This window comes from Klebsiella sp. D5A (genome assembly GCF_001620885.1).
GTDB lineage: Bacteria > Pseudomonadota > Gammaproteobacteria > Enterobacterales > Enterobacteriaceae > Klebsiella > Klebsiella variicola.
On the sequence record NZ_LOAR01000014.1, the window covers coordinates 12,898 to 28,656 of the forward strand.

13 protein-coding genes are annotated in these 15,759 nt (G+C 59.2%); 7 read left to right on the plus strand and 6 right to left on the minus strand.

What is annotated here, in order from left to right:
- Positions 1-26: 26 nt before the first annotated feature.
- The 4 genes from AS136_RS19395 to pcaH all read right to left on the minus strand — a co-directional run bounded on the left by AS136_RS19395 (position 27) and on the right by pcaH (position 5,151).
- Complete coding sequence (locus AS136_RS19395) at positions 27-2,399, minus strand: glucose/quinate/shikimate family membrane-bound PQQ-dependent dehydrogenase (protein WP_023322732.1); 2,373 nt, start codon at positions 2,397-2,399, stop codon at positions 27-29.
- A 296-nt stretch (positions 2,400-2,695) separates the two neighbouring features.
- Positions 2,696-3,619, minus strand: a complete 924-nt coding sequence (locus AS136_RS19400; protein WP_012541541.1) for a LysR substrate-binding domain-containing protein — start codon at positions 3,617-3,619, stop codon at positions 2,696-2,698.
- 174 nt (positions 3,620-3,793) lie between these two features.
- The gene (gene pcaG, locus AS136_RS19405; protein WP_023322731.1) at positions 3,794-4,414 is read right to left on the minus strand and encodes a protocatechuate 3,4-dioxygenase subunit alpha; all 621 of its coding nucleotides are present in this window, start codon (positions 4,412-4,414) and stop codon (positions 3,794-3,796) included.
- A complete protein-coding gene (gene pcaH / locus AS136_RS19410) occupies positions 4,411-5,151 on the minus strand; it encodes a protocatechuate 3,4-dioxygenase subunit beta (RefSeq protein ID WP_008804660.1) in 741 nt (246 codons plus the stop codon). The genes pcaG and pcaH overlap by 4 nt, the downstream gene beginning before the upstream one ends.
- Positions 5,152-5,390: 239 nt before the next feature.
- Between pcaH and hglS the strand changes: the two genes are divergently transcribed.
- The gene (hglS, locus tag AS136_RS19415) at positions 5,391-6,734 is read left to right on the plus strand and encodes a 2-oxoadipate dioxygenase/decarboxylase HglS (protein ID WP_008804661.1); all 1,344 of its coding nucleotides are present in this window, start codon (positions 5,391-5,393) and stop codon (positions 6,732-6,734) included.
- Between the two features lie 41 nt (positions 6,735-6,775).
- Positions 6,776-8,281 carry a carboxylesterase/lipase family protein gene (locus tag AS136_RS19420; RefSeq protein ID WP_023322730.1) on the plus strand — a complete coding sequence of 502 codons (1,506 nt, stop codon included), beginning with the start codon at positions 6,776-6,778 and terminating at the stop codon, positions 8,279-8,281.
- A 54-nt stretch (positions 8,282-8,335) separates the two neighbouring features.
- On the opposite strand, the gene AS136_RS19425 is transcribed toward AS136_RS19420, so the two are convergent.
- Positions 8,336-9,424, minus strand: a complete 1,089-nt coding sequence (locus AS136_RS19425) for an NAD(P)-dependent alcohol dehydrogenase (protein ID WP_023322729.1) — start codon at positions 9,422-9,424, stop codon at positions 8,336-8,338.
- 439 nt (positions 9,425-9,863) lie between these two features.
- On the opposite strand from AS136_RS19425, the gene AS136_RS19430 reads away from it, so the two are divergent.
- Together AS136_RS19430 and rimL are read left to right on the plus strand one after the other, a co-directional pair.
- Entirely contained in the window at positions 9,864-11,519 is a 1,656-nt protein-coding gene (locus AS136_RS19430; RefSeq protein WP_012541545.1) for a glucan biosynthesis protein D, read from the plus strand.
- A gap of 53 nt (positions 11,520-11,572) precedes the next feature.
- On the plus strand, positions 11,573-12,151 hold the full coding sequence (gene rimL, locus AS136_RS19435; protein ID WP_063266908.1) for a 50S ribosomal protein L7/L12-serine acetyltransferase: 579 nt from the start codon (positions 11,573-11,575) through the stop codon (positions 12,149-12,151).
- Here rimL and ydcK read toward each other — a convergent pair.
- Positions 12,137-13,117: a YdcK family protein gene (gene ydcK, locus AS136_RS19440; RefSeq protein ID WP_012541547.1), complete on the minus strand. Its 981-nt coding sequence runs from the start codon at positions 13,115-13,117 to the stop codon at positions 12,137-12,139. The two genes, rimL and ydcK, sit on opposite strands and share 15 nt — an antisense overlap.
- A gap of 111 nt (positions 13,118-13,228) precedes the next feature.
- On the opposite strand from ydcK, the gene tehA reads away from it, so the two are divergent.
- The 3 genes from tehA to AS136_RS19455 all read left to right on the plus strand — a co-directional run bounded on the left by tehA (position 13,229) and on the right by AS136_RS19455 (position 15,759).
- Positions 13,229-14,233 (plus strand): dicarboxylate transporter/tellurite-resistance protein TehA, encoded by a 1,005-nt coding sequence (gene tehA, locus AS136_RS19445; protein WP_008804667.1) that lies wholly within the window; start codon positions 13,229-13,231, stop codon positions 14,231-14,233.
- A complete protein-coding gene (gene tehB / locus AS136_RS19450) occupies positions 14,230-14,826 on the plus strand; it encodes a tellurite resistance methyltransferase TehB (RefSeq protein WP_023322728.1) in 597 nt (198 codons plus the stop codon). The genes tehA and tehB overlap by 4 nt, the downstream gene beginning before the upstream one ends.
- Before the next feature lie 264 nt (positions 14,827-15,090).
- Positions 15,091-15,759: a DUF3313 domain-containing protein gene (locus AS136_RS19455; protein WP_008804669.1), complete on the plus strand. Its 669-nt coding sequence runs from the start codon at positions 15,091-15,093 to the stop codon at positions 15,757-15,759.

Below are 15,759 nucleotides of genomic sequence, written 5' to 3' on the forward strand. Positions count from 1 at the left end.
CGGATGGGCCCTTTTGCTTAGGTCGATCAGTGATGATCCGGGAGCGCGTAGGCGATGATGTAATCGCCGCGATCCGGTGACTGACGGGCGCCGCCAGCATTGATAATAATGTACTGCTTACCGGTTTTCGGTGAGACGTAGGTCATCGGGCCGGACTGGCTACCGACCGGCAGACGCGATTTCCAGATCTCTTTCCCGTTCGCGGTATCAAAGGCGCGCAGGTAGAAATCCTGGGTACCGGCGAAGAACAGCAGTCCGGACTGCGTCGACAGCGACGCGCCAAGGGTCGGCATGCCGATCGGAATGGGCATGTGCATCCGGATCCCCAGCGGCCCGGTATCTTCTACGGTGCCAACCGGTACCTGCCACACCAGTTTCCCGGTTTTCAGATCCACCGCGGACATGGTGCCGAATGGCGGTTTCTGGCACGGAATGCCCAGCGGCGACAGGAAACGTTCGCGCATGGCGCCAAACGGCGTACCTTCCATCGGCACGATGCCCATCTCGATCCCGCTGGCGTCTTTCGCCACCTTCGCGCGCGGCACCATATAGTTTGCGAGACCCAGACGCATATCGTTGACGAACATCAGGCTGTTGTTCGGATCCACCGAAACGCTGCCCCAGTTCATGCCGCCGAGCGAGCCCGGGAACTGCAGGGAACGGTCTTCACCTGGCGGGGTAAAGACGCCCTGATGGCGCATCTCTTTGAACTGAATACGGCACAGCAGCAGGTCGATCGGTGTCGCTCCCCACATGTCGGATTCGGTCAACGTCTGGTTGCCGATCATCGGCATCCCTACCGAGTAAGGTTGCGTCGGAGAGTAGCGTTCACCTTTGACGTTGCCCGCCGGTACCGGACGCTCTTCCACTTTGGCCACCGGCTCGCCGGTCTCGCGGTTGAGCATAAAGATCATGCCCTGCTTGCTGGTTTGCACCAGCACCGGAGTGGTACCACCCTTGCCGTCAGGCAGATCGTACAGCAGCGGCTGAGACGGCAGGTCAAAGTCCCACAGATCGTGGTGCGTGGTCTGGAAGTGCCAGCGCACCTGGCCGGTGGTGGCATCCACAGCCACGATAGAGGAGCTGTATTTATCGTCCAGCGCGGTACGTTCGCCGCCAAAGAAATCTGGCGTGGCGTTGCCGGTTGGCAGATAGATCAGATTCAGCTTCGCGTCGTAGGACATCGCCGACCAGACGTTTGGCGTACCGCGCGTATAGGTCTGGCCTTCCGGCGGAACACCGGTCAGCGCTGGATTGCCGGGATCCCACGCCCACGCCAGTTTGCCGGTGTGGACGTCAAACGCGCGGACCACGCCCGGCGGTTCGCCGGTGGAGTAGTTATCCGCGACGCGACCGCCCACCACTACCACATTGCCCGCTACCAGCGGGGTGGAGGTCTGCTGATAGTAGCCCGCTTTCACTTCACCCATGCCGACGCTGAGGTCGACAATACCGCCATCGCCGAAGCTTTCGCACAGTTTGCCGGTATCGGCATCAATGGCGATCAGGCGGGCGTCGATCGTCGGCAGGAACAGACGACGGGAACAGGCGGCAGGCTGCGTGCCTGACGCTGGCGCGGTTTGCGCCTGGCTCTCTTCGTAATAGCCTAAGCCGCGGCAGCGCTGCCAGTTGGGCGAAGAGGATTTGGAGTCATAACGCCATTTCTCTTTTCCGCTGTCCACATCCAGCGCCAGCACTTTGCTGTAAGGGGTGCAGACGTACAGAGTATCGCCAATCTGCAGCGGGGTGTTTTGATCTTCCGCCCCGGAGCCATTGCTCTGCGGTATATCGCCAGTATGCGCCACCCAGGCCACCTGCAACTGGTTGACGTTCTGTTTGTTGATTTGGTCCAGCGCGGCGAAACGGTCGCCGTGGGTGGTGTTACCCCAGTGCGCCCAGTTTTTCTGCTGTTCGCCCGGCGCGACGGGCTTCACTGGCACCGCTTCAGTGGCGCTAACCAGTGGTTCGGATTTGAACATCCAGCCAAAGCTCACCGCCAGCGCCACGGCGAGAACGGCGGCGACGCCATATGCCGGGCCTTTTTTCGCCGGTGGGGTGGCGAAGAAAGGCCAGACCAGGGCGGCAAGGAAGGCCAGGACGCCGAGCGCAAACAGGCGCGAGAAGAGCGGCCAGTAGCTCCAGCCAGCGTCACTAATCGCCCAGATCACCGAGGCGATAAACGCCACGGCGTATAACAGAATACCGCCGCGGCGGTTGCGGAAAATCAACACCGCCGCGATGACCATGACCACGCCCATCAGCGCGAAGTACAGTGTACCGCCGACGAGGGCCAGTTTTGCCCCAAGAATACCCATAGCCAGACCGATGATGAGCATCAGTCCGGCGAGAAGCCACTGCAGGATCCGGGGGAATCCGCGCGGCGCGTTGCCAGTTGCCATGTAATCTCCTTAACCACTCCCGCCACTTCATCATGAACCAAATGAAACAGGTGTTTTCTGTTTTATTTTTGAATGAAGAGGTTTGTACCTTCATAAACGCAGGTTTATTGCTTGATGTGATTTCAAATGAACCATTTGGTGAAATCGCGATATGATAGATCTGTTAAAGAAATTTACGCAATTGTTAATGAATGATTTCGCACTAAATGATTATTTTGCTAAATGTGTTGCGCCGTCCGTCGCACCACATCGACGTACGTAGGCTCCCCGGCAGGGCTACCGGGGAGAAAGCGGGGTCAGGCAGGCATTGACTTGCGGATGGCGCTGAGCAAGGTTTGCGTACCTGGCGTGAGCGTCGCATCGACGCGGGTTAGAATGCCGATGGGCTCTCCGGCGCCCTGGGTGGCAATCGGCAGGGCGCTCAGCACACCCCGGCGAAGATCGTCTTTCACCGCCCCGGAAGGTACGAACCACACATAGTCAAAATCGACCGTCAGCTGGCGTGACAGCGAAGCCGAGAGGGTCTCGATACAGCCCGCGGGCATTTTACAGCCCTGGCTCTGGAGCAGCGTTTCGGCGTTTTGCCGCGGTACGGTGCCCTTCGGCGAAACGACGACGGGCCACTCCATCACCCGGCTCAGGGTCACGGTCTCCTGAAGCAGGGGGTGTCCCGGGCGAACCACCAGTTTCAGGGATTCGAGGAACAGCAGTTCATAGTTGAGTCCACTCATCAGATCCGGGTCGGACATGCGTCCGATACCGATATCGATCTCCCCGGATTTTAACCCCGCCAGCAGCATGGTGTTGTTCATGGTGGCGACCTGCAGCGTGATGTCTTTTTGCTGCTTATGGAACTGGCCGATCACCGTTGGCAGGATCCCCAGCGCGGCGGTAGGCAGCGCGCCGATACGCACAATGTCGTTATTCAGCCCCTCTTTACGGTTCAGCGCCTGACCCGCTGAGTTAAGGGCATCAAGTACCTTAACGGCATGAGTCAAAAACTGTTCGCCGACCAGGGTGAGTTGCGCCCCCAGGCGGCCCCGCTCGAACAGCCGGGTACCGGTTAGCTGTTCAAGCTCGTTAAGCGTTTTCGAGAGTGCCGGCTGGCTCAGATTTAAAGTTTCAGCCGCGCGCCCCAGCGTTCCCTGTTGAGCGACGGCCACGAAGGTGTGTAGATGGCGCAAGCGAATGCGCTGACTGAAGAGACCATTTTTTTCCATAGTAGATGATGTTAAAAACACAGCGGTGAAAGAGACAAGCGGCCTTGTTTAAATTTGATAACCAGATAGCAAAATATTATTAACATTTGACCTGATTACATTACAAGATCTTTCCCCACGGTTTAAAACGCCTTACCCCGCTGGACGGGGGGAAGGCGTTTATCGGCGTGGCCGCTAGATATCGAAAAAGACGGTTTCGTTTTCGCCCTGCAGATAAATATCGAAGCGATAGATCACTTCCGAACCACGAACCTCGCGTTCGGCGATTAAGGTTTTGCGTCTCACTTCCCACTCGATCAGATTCAGCACCGGGTCGCTGGCGTTGGCCTCATGTTCATCGGCGAAATACATCCGCGTGTTCAGGCCAATGTTGATCCCCCGGGCGACCACCCACAGGTTGACGTGCGGCGCCATCAGGCGGCCATCGCGGCCGACAACCGGGCCCGGCTTAATGGTGTCAAAGCGCCAGACGCCGGAGGTGAAATCTGAGCAGGTACGCCCCCAGCCGCGGAAGCCCGGGTCGACGGCTTTCTGTTGCTGACGGTCATCAGGATGGTTATAGCGTCCTGCGGCGTTGGCCTGCCAGATCTCCAGCAGCACATCACGGACCGGTGTTCCGGAGCCGTCGATAACCCGGCCTTCAATGGTGATCCGCTCCCCGGTGGTATCCGCGGTGGTGAGGACCGGGCCAAAGTTTTTCTCAAAAATATGAAAGCCCGCGGCGTCAGGCGCCAGACCGATATGAACATAGGGTCCCGCCGTCTGCGAGGCGGTTTCAGGCAGATACTCTTTCATCGGGCGGCCCCCTGAGTGCGATTTTCAAACAGCGTGGCGCGATGGCCGCGCAGAACAAGGTCAAAGCGGTAGGCCAGACAATCCAGCGGTACGGCGGCGTGCATGTCCAGCTCGGCGATCAGCGTGCGCACGGCGTCGTCATTATTAATGGTTCGGACGATCGGACACTGTTTGATCAGCGGATCGCCTTCGAAATACATCTGAGTGATCAGGCGCTGCGCCCAGGCTTCACCCGAGAGCGAGAAATGAATATGCGCCGGACGCCAGTCGCTGGCCTGGTTACGCCACGGGTAGGGGCCGGGCTTGATAGTGCGAAAACAGTAATAGCCGTTTTCATCGGTCAGCACCCGGCCGCAGCCGCCGAAGTTCGGGTCAATCGGGGCCAGATACTGATCTTTTTTATGTCGGTAGCGGCCGCCGGCATTGGCCTGCCAGACTTCCACCAGGGTGTTTTTCATCGGTCGGCCAAAACCATCGCGCACGTAACCGTGCACAATGATCCGCTCGCCAATCGGCAGGCCTTCTTTGGCGTAATTAAGGATAAGATCGTTATCCAGAGGGCCCAGATCGTCACGGCTAAAGACCGGCCCGGTGATCTCTGACAATGAGTTCTGCAGGGAGATCAGGGCGTTCTTCGGTGAGCGCAGGACGCTGGTTTTATAGCCCGGCGCGTAAGCGGGCGGGTGGCTACTGTAATCGCGATGGATAACCTCGCGCGGGGACCATTTGTCGTTCATCGGGTACTCCGTGTAGACGGTAGAGGGGCATGTTGTTGTAATGTCGCCAGAAACAGTGTGTGTAAATGTATTGTTAATTTAAAGTGAAATTACCGGGTGTTTTTCATAACCGTGGGTTATGTTTTGTGCAATGATTGCTAGCGGAAGCAGGTTATCGCCATCACAGTTTGTAAATTCTTCCCCCCGCCAGGAGGCAGCTTTCCTACACTCCAGGAAGTATTCACTGGAGGTAACACATCATGGCGAACACCATCACGGCTGATGAGATTCGGGAGCAGTTTTCGCAGGCCATGTCGGCTATGTACCAGCAGGAAGTTCCGCAATACGGGACGCTGCTGGAGCTGGTGGCTGACGTCAATCTGGCGGTACTGGAAAATAATCCGCAGCTGCATGAACAACTGGCCAATGCCGACGAGCTGGCGCGCTTAAACGTGGAGCGCCACGGCGCAATCCGCGTGGGCACAGCGGAGGAACTGGCGACGCTGCGTCGCATGTTTGCCATCATGGGGATGTATCCCGTCAGCTATTACGATCTCTCGCAGGCCGGCGTGCCGGTCCATTCCACGGCCTTTCGTCCCATCGACGATGCCGCGCTGGCGCGCAATCCGTTTCGGGTTTTCACCTCGCTGCTGCGCCTGGAGCTGATTGAAAATCGCGCCCTGCGCGAGCGGGCCGAGGCCATCCTTGCCCGGCGCAAAATCTTTACCCCCCGCTGTCTGGCGCTGATTGCGCAGTATGAAGCTGAGGGCGAATTCACCTCTGCCGACGCGCGCGAGTTTGTGCAGGAGGCGCTGGAGACCTTCCGCTGGCACCGGCATGCCACCGTCGATGAGGAGACCTACCATGCTCTGCATCGCGAGCACCGCCTGATTGCCGATGTGGTCTGCTTTCCGGGATGCCATATCAATCACCTCACGCCGCGGACGCTGGATATTGACCGCGCCCAGGCCCTGATGCCCGAGTGTGGTATTGAACCCAAAGCGCTGATTGAAGGGCCACCGCGCCGGGAGGTCCCGATCCTCCTGCGGCAGACCAGCTTTAAGGCGCTTGAGGAGCCGGTGATGTTCGCCGGTGAGCATAAAGGCACCCACAGCGCCCGCTTTGGCGAAATTGAGCAACGCGGCATTGCGCTAACGCCAAAAGGACGCGCACTGTACGACCGACTGCTGCAGGCGGCAGGGACAGGAAAGGACAATCTCAGCCATCAGCTGCATCTGCAGGAGGTATTCCGCGAATTCCCCGACAGCGAATTTCTGCTCCGTCAGCAGGGGTTGGCCTGGTTTCGCTACCGCCTGACGCCCGCCGGCGAGGCGCATCGCCAGGCGTTTCGCCCGGGGGACGATCCGCAGCCGCTGATTGAGCGCGGGTGGGTGGTCGCCCAGCCGATTATTTATGAAGATTTTTTACCGGTCAGCGCGGCGGGCATTTTTCAGTCTAATCTGGGCAACGAAACGCAGGCGCGCAGCCACGGAAATGCCAGCCGCGAAGCCTTTGAGACGGCGCTGGGCTGCCCGGTGGAGGATGAGTTTGCCCTGTACCGACAGGCGGAGGAGCGCAGCAAACGACGTTGCGGTCTGCTGTAAAATCAGTACCCTGCTGGCATCAGCCTTACAGGGAGCAGGTTATGCAACATCCGTCGAAACCGTTGGCGAAAACCCGCCAGGGAACCGTATCCGGGAGCACAGAGCAGGGGATCCATATCTGGCGCGGCATTCCGTATGCTGCGCCGCCTGTGGGCCCGCTGCGCTGGCGCGCGCCGCAGCCTCCTGCCCGCTGGCAGGGCGTTCGCCAGGCCGACGCCTTTTCCGCCGCCAGCTGGCAGGACATTGACTACTGCCGTGAGCTCGGCGGCGGCGATCCCGGCGCTTTCAGCGAAGACTGCTTATATCTCAATATCTGGGCACCTGCTACTGCGGCGCAGCCGCTGCCGGTGATGGTCTGGCTGCACGGCGGCGGGTTTACCATCGGCGCCGGCAGCCTGCCGCCTTACGATGGCAAAGCGTTAGCCAGCCGCGATGTGGTGGTGGTGACGGTCAACTACCGGCTGGGCCATCTCGGCTTTTTCGCCCATCCGGCGCTGGAAGAAGAGGCGGGCGAACGTCTCTATAATTTCGCGCTGCTCGATCAGATTGCCGCCCTGCAGTGGGTTCAGGAGAATATCCACGCCTTCGGCGGGGATGCCGCCAACGTCACGCTGTTTGGCGAATCCGCCGGGGCGCGCAGCGTGCTGTCGCTGATGGCCTCGCCGAAAGCGAAAGGGGTGTTCCATAAAGCGATTATTCAGAGCGGGTATACGTTACCCGACCTGCCGCGAGAGAAGGCGCTGGAGAAAGGCCGCCTGCTGGCGGAACACTTTGCCTTACCGCAAGCCAGCGCTGAGGAATTGCGGGCGATCCCGGCGGAGGCCTTCTGGTCGCTCACCGCGCCGCTGAACACAGGGCCGGCCCCCATCGTTGGCGACGCGGTGCTGCCGCAGCCGATGCTGGAGACCTTTTTTGCCGGGCGCCAGCATCCAATGCCGGTGATGATCGGCTCCAACAGCGATGAAGCCAGCGTGATGGCCGTGTTTGGCGTCGATATCGCCGGGCAGATCCAGAAGCTGCGCCGTGAGCGCCGCCTGGGACTGGGGCTGATCAAACTCCTTTATCCCGGCGTGAAGGGCGATGAGGCGCTGGGGCGGGAAGTGTGCCGCGACATGGCCTTCACCACCCTCGGCTATGTGGTGATGCAGGCGCAGCAGCGCGTGGGGCAGCCGTGCTGGCGCTACTGGTTTGATTATGTTGCGGAGGCGGAGCATGACACCTATCCGCACGGCGCCTGGCATGGCAACGAGGTGCCCTACGTGTTTGATAACCTGCGGTTGACCGACCCGGTGTGTCAGTATGCCAGCGAAGCGGATCTGGCCTTCGCCGCTCAGGTGGCTGACTATTGGGCCCAGTTTGCCCGCGTCGCCAGCGGCGACCAGGCGCTTGCCGGCGCGGTGCGCTGGCCAGCGTGCCTGCGCGGACGGGATCGTCTGTTGCGCATTGGCCTGCATAAGCGTGCCGGCTTTAAAGTGGAAAATCGCTTTATGCGCGCCCGGCTGGCGCTGTTTCGCCGGGTGATGAAGCATCACGTGACGCTGGAGTAAATGCGCTGAGGTGCGGCTGAGCAACTGCCGCCACCGGTTGGTGGCGGCATTCACTCACATCACAACCACGGGCTTTATCACCTTGCCAGACGCCGAATCGGCGAAGGCCTGATTAATATCGGCCAGCGGATAGCGAACGATAAGCTTATCGATGGGGAATTTCCCCTGCTTGTACTGCTGCACCAGCAGCGGAATAAACAGCGCCGGGACGGCATCGCCTTCAATCACCCCGACCAGCGACTTGCCCTCCGCCATCAGATCGTTCTGCACGTTAAAGGTGATATCCCCGGTAAAGCCGACGATGGCCACCGTACCTAATGGTTTCACCGCGTGCACGGCCTGCAGCACGATGGCCGATACGCCGGTGGTTTCCACCGCATAGTGAGCGCCTTTGCCGGTGATCTGTTTGATCAGGGCGACGGCATCCTGTTCCTTGCCATTGATCTGATGGGTGGCGCCCAGTTCGCCCGCGAGGGCGAGGCGACTGGCATGAATATCGACAGCGATGATCTGCGAACAGCCGGTTAATTTCGCCGCCATGATGGCGCTGAGCCCCACGGCGCCGCAGCCAAACACCACAATCGATTCCCCAATCACCGGTTTCAGGCGGTTGAGCACCGTCCCGCTGCCGGTCTGGATGCCGCAGCCCAGCGGGCCGAGCAGGGTGAGATCGACCTCCGGGTCGACCACCACGGCGTTGCTGGCGCGGGTGACCACATACTGGCTGAAGGACGACTGGCCAAAGAACAGGGACAGATCCTGATCGCCCAGCCGATAGGGGGTGGTGCCATCCTCGCGTCGGCCGCCAAAATTAAGCGTATTAAAATCTTCACAAGCCGAAGGGTGGTTGCTTAAACAATTTTCGCAATGGTGGCAGGCGGCATAGCTGAGCACCACGTGGTCTCCGACTCTGATACCGCTGACCGCCTCCCCGACGCTGGCGACGATCCCGGCGCCTTCATGGCCGAGGATGGCAGGCATAGGCACCACTCCCGGGTTATCGCGCATCACCGCGTCGGTATGACAGACCCCGGTGGCGACAATTTTCACTAATATCTCATCCTTCCCCGGAAGGGAGACGTCGACATCCTTGATGACGAAAGGTTGCTGGTAGCCCAGCGTGACGGCTGCTTTCACTTGCATGGCATGACTCCTGAATGAATTCCCTGGAGAGCGTGGCGGGACAGCCCGAACGGCTCTCCCGTGTTGGCCGCTAACATGAAGAAATATAGCGGTTACCGGTGAAAAGTTAGCACCGGATGTGGCGGAAATTTGCGCCAATCGTGCCTAAAAAAAACGCAGGGCGGCGGGGCATAGGTGTGATGAATATACCGCAGCGAGGAAGAGCTATCCGCTCAATGGTCAGGCGAAAAAGCGGCCGGCAGTCTGTTCTTTCCCCGGCCGCACGTCGAAGGAAAAGTAAAAAAACGGGTTGTTCCGGTAGACAGGGCTTTTTTACCTTTTTTCTGCGGGCAACAATTGGATTATTAATCGTTTTTGTCTAGAGTGGGCGGAATTTATCACGCAGCGTGATGACGCGTTGCGAATCAATTCACCCGTGCAGAAGGACGCTTTCTCAGGCATGAACCGCAGACGTTTTCTTAAATCTTCCATGGCTGTTGCCGCCGTATGCGGGACGTCAGGAGTCGCTTCCTTATTCAGTCAGGCCGCTTTTGCCGAAGACGCGGGTATTGCCGACGGGCAAACGCGTCGTTTCGATTACACCGTGCTGCAGGCGATGGCCCACGATCTGGCGCGCCAGCCATGGGGCGGCGCCCCGCGCGATCTGCCGCCGACGCTGGCCAATCTGACTCCGCAGGCTTATAACAGCATCCAGTATGACGCCAACCACTCGCTGTGGAACAACATCGAAGAACGCAAACTGGACATCCAGTTTTTCCACGTCGGGATGGGGTTCCGTCGCCGCGTGCGGATGTTCTCTCTTGACGCCGCCACTCAGCAGGCGCGCGAGATCCATTTCCGCCCTGAGCTGTTTAAGTACAATGACGCCGGGGTCGACACCCGCCAGCTGGAAGGGCAGTCCGACCTCGGCTTCGCCGGATTCCGGGTGTTTAAAGCGCCGGAGCTGGCGCGCCGCGATATCGTGGCGTTCCTTGGCGCCAGTTATTTCCGCGCGGTAGACAGCACCTACCAGTACGGCTTGTCGGCTCGTGGGCTGGCGGTAGACACCTTTACCGATACCCCGGAAGAGTTCCCTGATTTCACCTCCTTCTGGTTCGAAACGGTTAAAGGGGACGCCACGGTCTTTACCGTTTATGCGCTGCTGGATAGCCCGAGCATCACCGGGGCCTACAAGTTCACCATCCATTGCCAGGATACCCAGGTCATCATGGACGTGGAAAACCACCTTTATGCCCGCAAGGACATCAAACAGCTGGGTATCGCGCCGATGACCAGTATGTTCAGCTGCGGCAACAACGAGCGCCGGATGTGCGATACCATCCACCCGCAGATCCACGACTCCGATCGGCTGTCGATGTGGCTGGGGAACGGCGAATGGGTCTGCCGGCCGCTGAATAACCCGCAGAAGCTGCAGTTCAACGCCTTCCAGGACAAGAACCCGCGCGGCTTCGGTCTGCTGCAGCTGGACCGCGATTTCTCCCATTACCAGGACGTGATGGGCTGGTATAACAAGCGCCCCAGCCTGTGGGTTGAACCGCGTAACCAGTGGGGGAAAGGGGCGGTCAGCCTGATGGAGATCCCAACCACCGGCGAAACGCTGGATAATATCGTCTGCTTCTGGCAGCCGGAAAAAGCGGTGAAGGCGGGCGACGAACTGGACTTCCGCTACCGTCTCTACTGGAGCGCGCAGCCGCCGGTGAGCACCCCGCTGGCGCGTGTGCTCGCCACCCGCACCGGGATGGGGGGCTTCCCGGAAGGCTGGGCGCCGGGCGAGCACTATCCGGATAAGTGGGCGCGTCGTTTTGCCATCGACTTTGTCGGCGGCGATCTGAAGGCCGCCGCGCCGCGCGGTATTGAACCGGTGATCACCCTCTCCAGCGGGGAAGCGAAGCAGATTGAGATCCTCTACGTCGAGCCGTTCGATGGCTACCGGATCCTCTTCGACTGGTATCCGACCTCCGACTCGACCGACCCGGTGGAGATGCGCCTGTTCCTGCGCTGTCAGGGCGAAGCCATCAGCGAAACCTGGCTCTATCAGTACTTCCCGCCGGCGCCGGATAAACGTAACTACGTTGACGACCGGATCATGAAATAATCCCGTGACAGCCGCGGCCCGCAGGCAACGCCTGCGGGCCAGTAGAGAGCCCCATGACTACAGACATTCCCGCAGTACCTGAGACGATCCCGGTGACCGACGCGCTGACGTTTATCGCGATTGATGAGCGCTACGTCAGCGATCTGCACCAGCTGGTGGTGAAAAACCGCCACTGGCTGCAGCAATCGCTTAACTGGCCCGCCGAAGTGAACAGCGAAGAGGAGACCCGTCGCCATGTGCAGGGTAACGTGATTCTGCATCAGCGGGATTACGCCAAAATGTTTTTGCTGTTTCTCGACCATCGACTCGTTGGCGTCCTGTCGTTCAACCAGATCGAGCCGCAGAACAAAACAGCCTATATCGGTTACTGGATCGATGAAGAGCACCAGGGGCAGGGGCTGCTTTCCCGCTCCCTGCAGGCCTTTATCCACCATTATGCCCGCAGCGGGCTGGTGCGCCGGTTTGTGATCAAATGCCGGGTGGCCAATACCCGCAGTAACCAGGTGGCGTTGCGCAATGGGTTCGTTCTTGAAGGTTGCCTCAGGCAGGCTGAGTATCTTAACGGCAGCTATGACGATCAGAATATTTACGCGCGCATTATTGACCGCGACGAGGCGCTAGAGGGCGCCTAACAGCGGCGTGCGGGTGATGTGCTGCTGGCCGTCAAGCGTTTTCGGGCCGCGCAGATGAATGGCCTCTCCCTCCTGTGCGGCAATCTGCACCTCGTCATTGATGGAGACCTGGTGCTCAACGATCACATCGCCGATGATGACTGTCCGCCCCTGGATCAGCACATCGTCGTCGAGCAGAATCGGACCACCTCGCAGCTGCGCCTCGCCACCGACCATCGCCCGGTGCTTTAACAGGCAGTTGCCTTCAATCACCGCATTCTCCGCCACCTGCGAACTGTAGCGCACGGTGGGAATGGCATCCTCTTCGCGACCGGCGATCAGACGCGCGTGACCATAAACCCGGGCGTTATCGCACACCCAGACGTCGTTTTCTTCGTTCCCCTCCAGTCTTGCCTGGTCGAACACTTCTGCCCGATGTTCGACAAAAGCGTGCTCGACAAAGGCATCGCCGTAGATTTGCGCCTGATGAAGAATACGCGAGGCGCTAACGGTGGCTCGCTGATAAATCTGCAGGACTTTGTCGCGATCGGCGGTCAGACCGCGGGCGGCAATCACCTGGCAGTGCGGCAGGAGACGCGCCTCGTCGGCGAGGCGACAGTAACCGCGCACCAGACTATGATTAATCGTGACGTTGTCACTTATCTGCGCGTGATGGCTAATGTGCGAGGCATGAATGCATGCCCGTCCGCCGATGGCGGCCTCGTGGCTGACCACGCAGGGCCCGGTTAAGCGAGCGTCGTCGCGGATACTTGCCCCGGCGAAAACCACGCTGTTGGCATCGTAGATCCAGCACTCTCCCTGTTGGCTGAGAGCGCTTTCCGCGTCCACCCAACCGCCTTCGCTGCCTGCTTTGACGTCAGCGAAATCGATAAGCGCCACTATCTGGCGCAGGGTGACGCTCTGTTTGCCAGCCTCCTCCTGGTAACAATACTGCCGGGTCTGTTCGCTGAGACGGTATTTACGCATTCCCGATCCTCATTACTTATGGTTAACATAAACATAGCAAAGATCGCCGTAGCGCGCGGGATAAGGTTCCTTTAAAATGCAACTTCAAATTAAATTGATATCATCAACAAAATGAAGAGCAAGCAAACGCCGCGGCAGGCGCTGAACCTGCCGGCAGGCTATTTTGGTATGGTGCTCGGCACCATCGGAATGGGCTTCGCCTGGCGCTACGCCAGCACGCTCTGGCCGGTTAGCCGCAGCATCGGCGATGGTCTGGTGATGCTGGCGATCGCGATGTGGGCGCTGCTCAGCATGGCGTTTATCAGCCGGGCAATTCGCTTTCCGGCGAGCGTGCTACGGGAGATGCGTCATCCGGTCAGCAGCAGCTTTGTCAGCCTGTTTCCGGCCACCACGCTGCTGGTGGCGATCGGGCTGGTGCCCTGGTGGCGACCGCTGGCGCTGGGATTGTTTGTGCCGGGGGTGGCGCTGCAGCTTGCCTATGCCGCCTGGCAAAGTGGCGGCTTGTGGCGGGGGACGCATCCTCACGAGGCCACCACGCCGGGGCTCTATCTGCCCACGGTGGCCAATAATTTCATTAGCGCGATGGCCTGCGGCGCGCTGGGATTTACCGACGCGGGGCTGGTGTTCCTCGGCGCCGGGGTCTTCTCCTGGTTGAGCCTCGAGCCGGCGATCCTCCAGCGTCTGCGCAGCGCGGGCGAGCTGCCGACGCCGCTGCGCACCTCGCTGGGGATCCAGCTGGCGCCTGCGCTGGTGGCCTGCAGCGCCTGGCTCAGCGTCAACGGTGGGGAAGCGGATACCTTCGCGAAGCTGCTGTTTGGTTACGGCCTGCTGCAGCTACTGTTCATGCTGCGCCTGATGCCCTGGTATCTTCGCCAGCCGTTCAATGCTTCCTTCTGGAGCTTCTCGTTCGGTATTTCCGCGCTGGCCACTACCGGCCTGCATCTCGGCCAGGCCAGGGCGGACGGCTTTTTTCACCATCTGGCAATGCCGCTGTTTATTTTTAGCAATCTGGTTGTCGGCCTGCTGTTACTGCGCACAATTTTGCTGTTGGTGAGCGGGAAACTGCTGGTACAGGTCGACCGGGAAACACTCCTGAATAAGAAGGAAGGATCATGACAACGCGTGACGCGGATTATTTTAGTGATAAATATGGCCTGACACGCACCCATTCCGAGGTGCTGCATGCTGCGACAGTGGTGCCGCCGGGGCGGGCGCTGGATCTGGGCTGTGGCAACGGGCGTAACAGCCTTTATCTGGCGGCGAACGGATTCACGGTGACGGCGTGGGATAAAAATCCGATGAGCATCAATAATCTGGAAAGTATTCGCGCTGCCGAGGCGCTGGAAAATCTCCGCACCGCGGTAACAGACCTCAATAGCCTGACCTTTGATGGAGAGTATGACCTGATCCTCTCCACCGTGGTGATGATGTTCCTGGAGCCTGACACCATCCCGGGCCTGATCGCCAATATGCAGCGCTGCACCGCCGCCGGCGGCTATAACCTGATTGTGGCGGCAATGGATACCGAAGATTATCCCTGCGCCGTCGGCTTCCCGTTTGCCTTTAAACCCGATGAGCTTAGTGATTATTACCAGGGCTGGGAGCTGCTGAAATACAATGAGGACGTCGGCGAGCTGCATCGCACCGACGCCAATGGCAATCGCGTCAAATTGCGCTTCGCCACCCTGTTGGCGCGCAAGCCTGCCTGAGACGCGGCGGCGTGGGGAGTCAGGACGTTGCCCGCGCCGCGTAGTAAGGTGAAGAGCAGGGAAAATAAGCGAGGAAGTCCCCGTATAAAAGAGGGATAAAAAGCAGCCTTCTGCCTGTTTTAAGTGATTATTTAATAACGTAATGTTCATCCTATCAATATTTATAAATCTTCCTTGACGAAGCCCTTTTTTTGTCACAAAACTAGTGGGTCCTATTTGCTATAATGTCTGCCGAAAAAAAACTGCATTTACAGGGATCTCTCTATGCGTACTCGCGTTTTACTGAAAGTCGCCGCTCTGGCGGGAATATTGGCGTTGACCGGCTGTGCGGCGAAAGTGGCGCAACCGAATCAGTATTCGGGCTTCTTAAAAGATTATTCCAACCTGAAAGAAACGACCTCTGCCTCCGGCAAGCCGGAGCTGCGCTGGATCGATCCGAACTTCAATCCAGCCAACTATGACAATATCGTTTATCACCCGGTGACCTACTATCCGGTACCGAAGCCGACCACCCAGGTAGGGGAAAAGGCGCTGCAGGATATTCTTAACTACACCAACAAAGAGCTGAAACAGGCTATTTCCGAGCGTAAACCGCTGGCCACTACCGCCGGCAAGCGCAGCCTCATCTTCCGCGGGGCGATCACCGGGGTGGATTCCAGCAAAGAGGGGCTGCAGTTCTATGAAGTGATCCCGGTCGCTATGATTGTCGCCGGCACCCAGGCCGCCACCGGCCATCGTACCATGGACACCGATCTGTACTTTGAGGCGGAGGTCATTGACGCCAGCACCAATAAGCCGGTCATCAAGGTCGTTCGTAAAGGGGAAGGCAAAACCCTGGCGAATGAGAATACGCCGCTGACCGTCGATACCCTGAAGCAGGTGATCGATGATATGGCGGTCGACGCCGTCAAATTCGATCCCTCTCAGCGTTAA

Bases quoted from the DNA above. Each gene is read 5' to 3' on its own strand.
- AS136_RS19395 (WP_023322732.1), bottom strand. From the start codon at position 2,399: ATGGCAACTGGCAACGCGCCGCGCGGATTCCCCCGGATCCTGCAGTGG.
- AS136_RS19400 (WP_012541541.1), bottom strand. From the start codon at position 3,619: ATGGAAAAAAATGGTCTCTTCAGTCAGCGCATTCGCTTGCGCCATCTA.
- pcaG (WP_023322731.1), bottom strand. From the start codon at position 4,414: ATGAAAGAGTATCTGCCTGAAACCGCCTCGCAGACGGCGGGACCCTAT.
- pcaH (WP_008804660.1), bottom strand. From the start codon at position 5,151: ATGAACGACAAATGGTCCCCGCGCGAGGTTATCCATCGCGATTACAGT.
- hglS (WP_008804661.1), top strand. From the start codon at position 5,391: ATGGCGAACACCATCACGGCTGATGAGATTCGGGAGCAGTTTTCGCAG.
- AS136_RS19420 (WP_023322730.1), top strand. From the start codon at position 6,776: ATGCAACATCCGTCGAAACCGTTGGCGAAAACCCGCCAGGGAACCGTA.
- AS136_RS19425 (WP_023322729.1), bottom strand. From the start codon at position 9,424: ATGCAAGTGAAAGCAGCCGTCACGCTGGGCTACCAGCAACCTTTCGTC.
- AS136_RS19430 (WP_012541545.1), top strand. From the start codon at position 9,864: ATGAACCGCAGACGTTTTCTTAAATCTTCCATGGCTGTTGCCGCCGTA.
- rimL (WP_063266908.1), top strand. From the start codon at position 11,573: ATGACTACAGACATTCCCGCAGTACCTGAGACGATCCCGGTGACCGAC.
- ydcK (WP_012541547.1), bottom strand. From the start codon at position 13,117: ATGCGTAAATACCGTCTCAGCGAACAGACCCGGCAGTATTGTTACCAG.
- tehA (WP_008804667.1), top strand. From the start codon at position 13,229: ATGAAGAGCAAGCAAACGCCGCGGCAGGCGCTGAACCTGCCGGCAGGC.
- tehB (WP_023322728.1), top strand. From the start codon at position 14,230: ATGACAACGCGTGACGCGGATTATTTTAGTGATAAATATGGCCTGACA.
- AS136_RS19455 (WP_008804669.1), top strand. From the start codon at position 15,091: ATGCGTACTCGCGTTTTACTGAAAGTCGCCGCTCTGGCGGGAATATTG.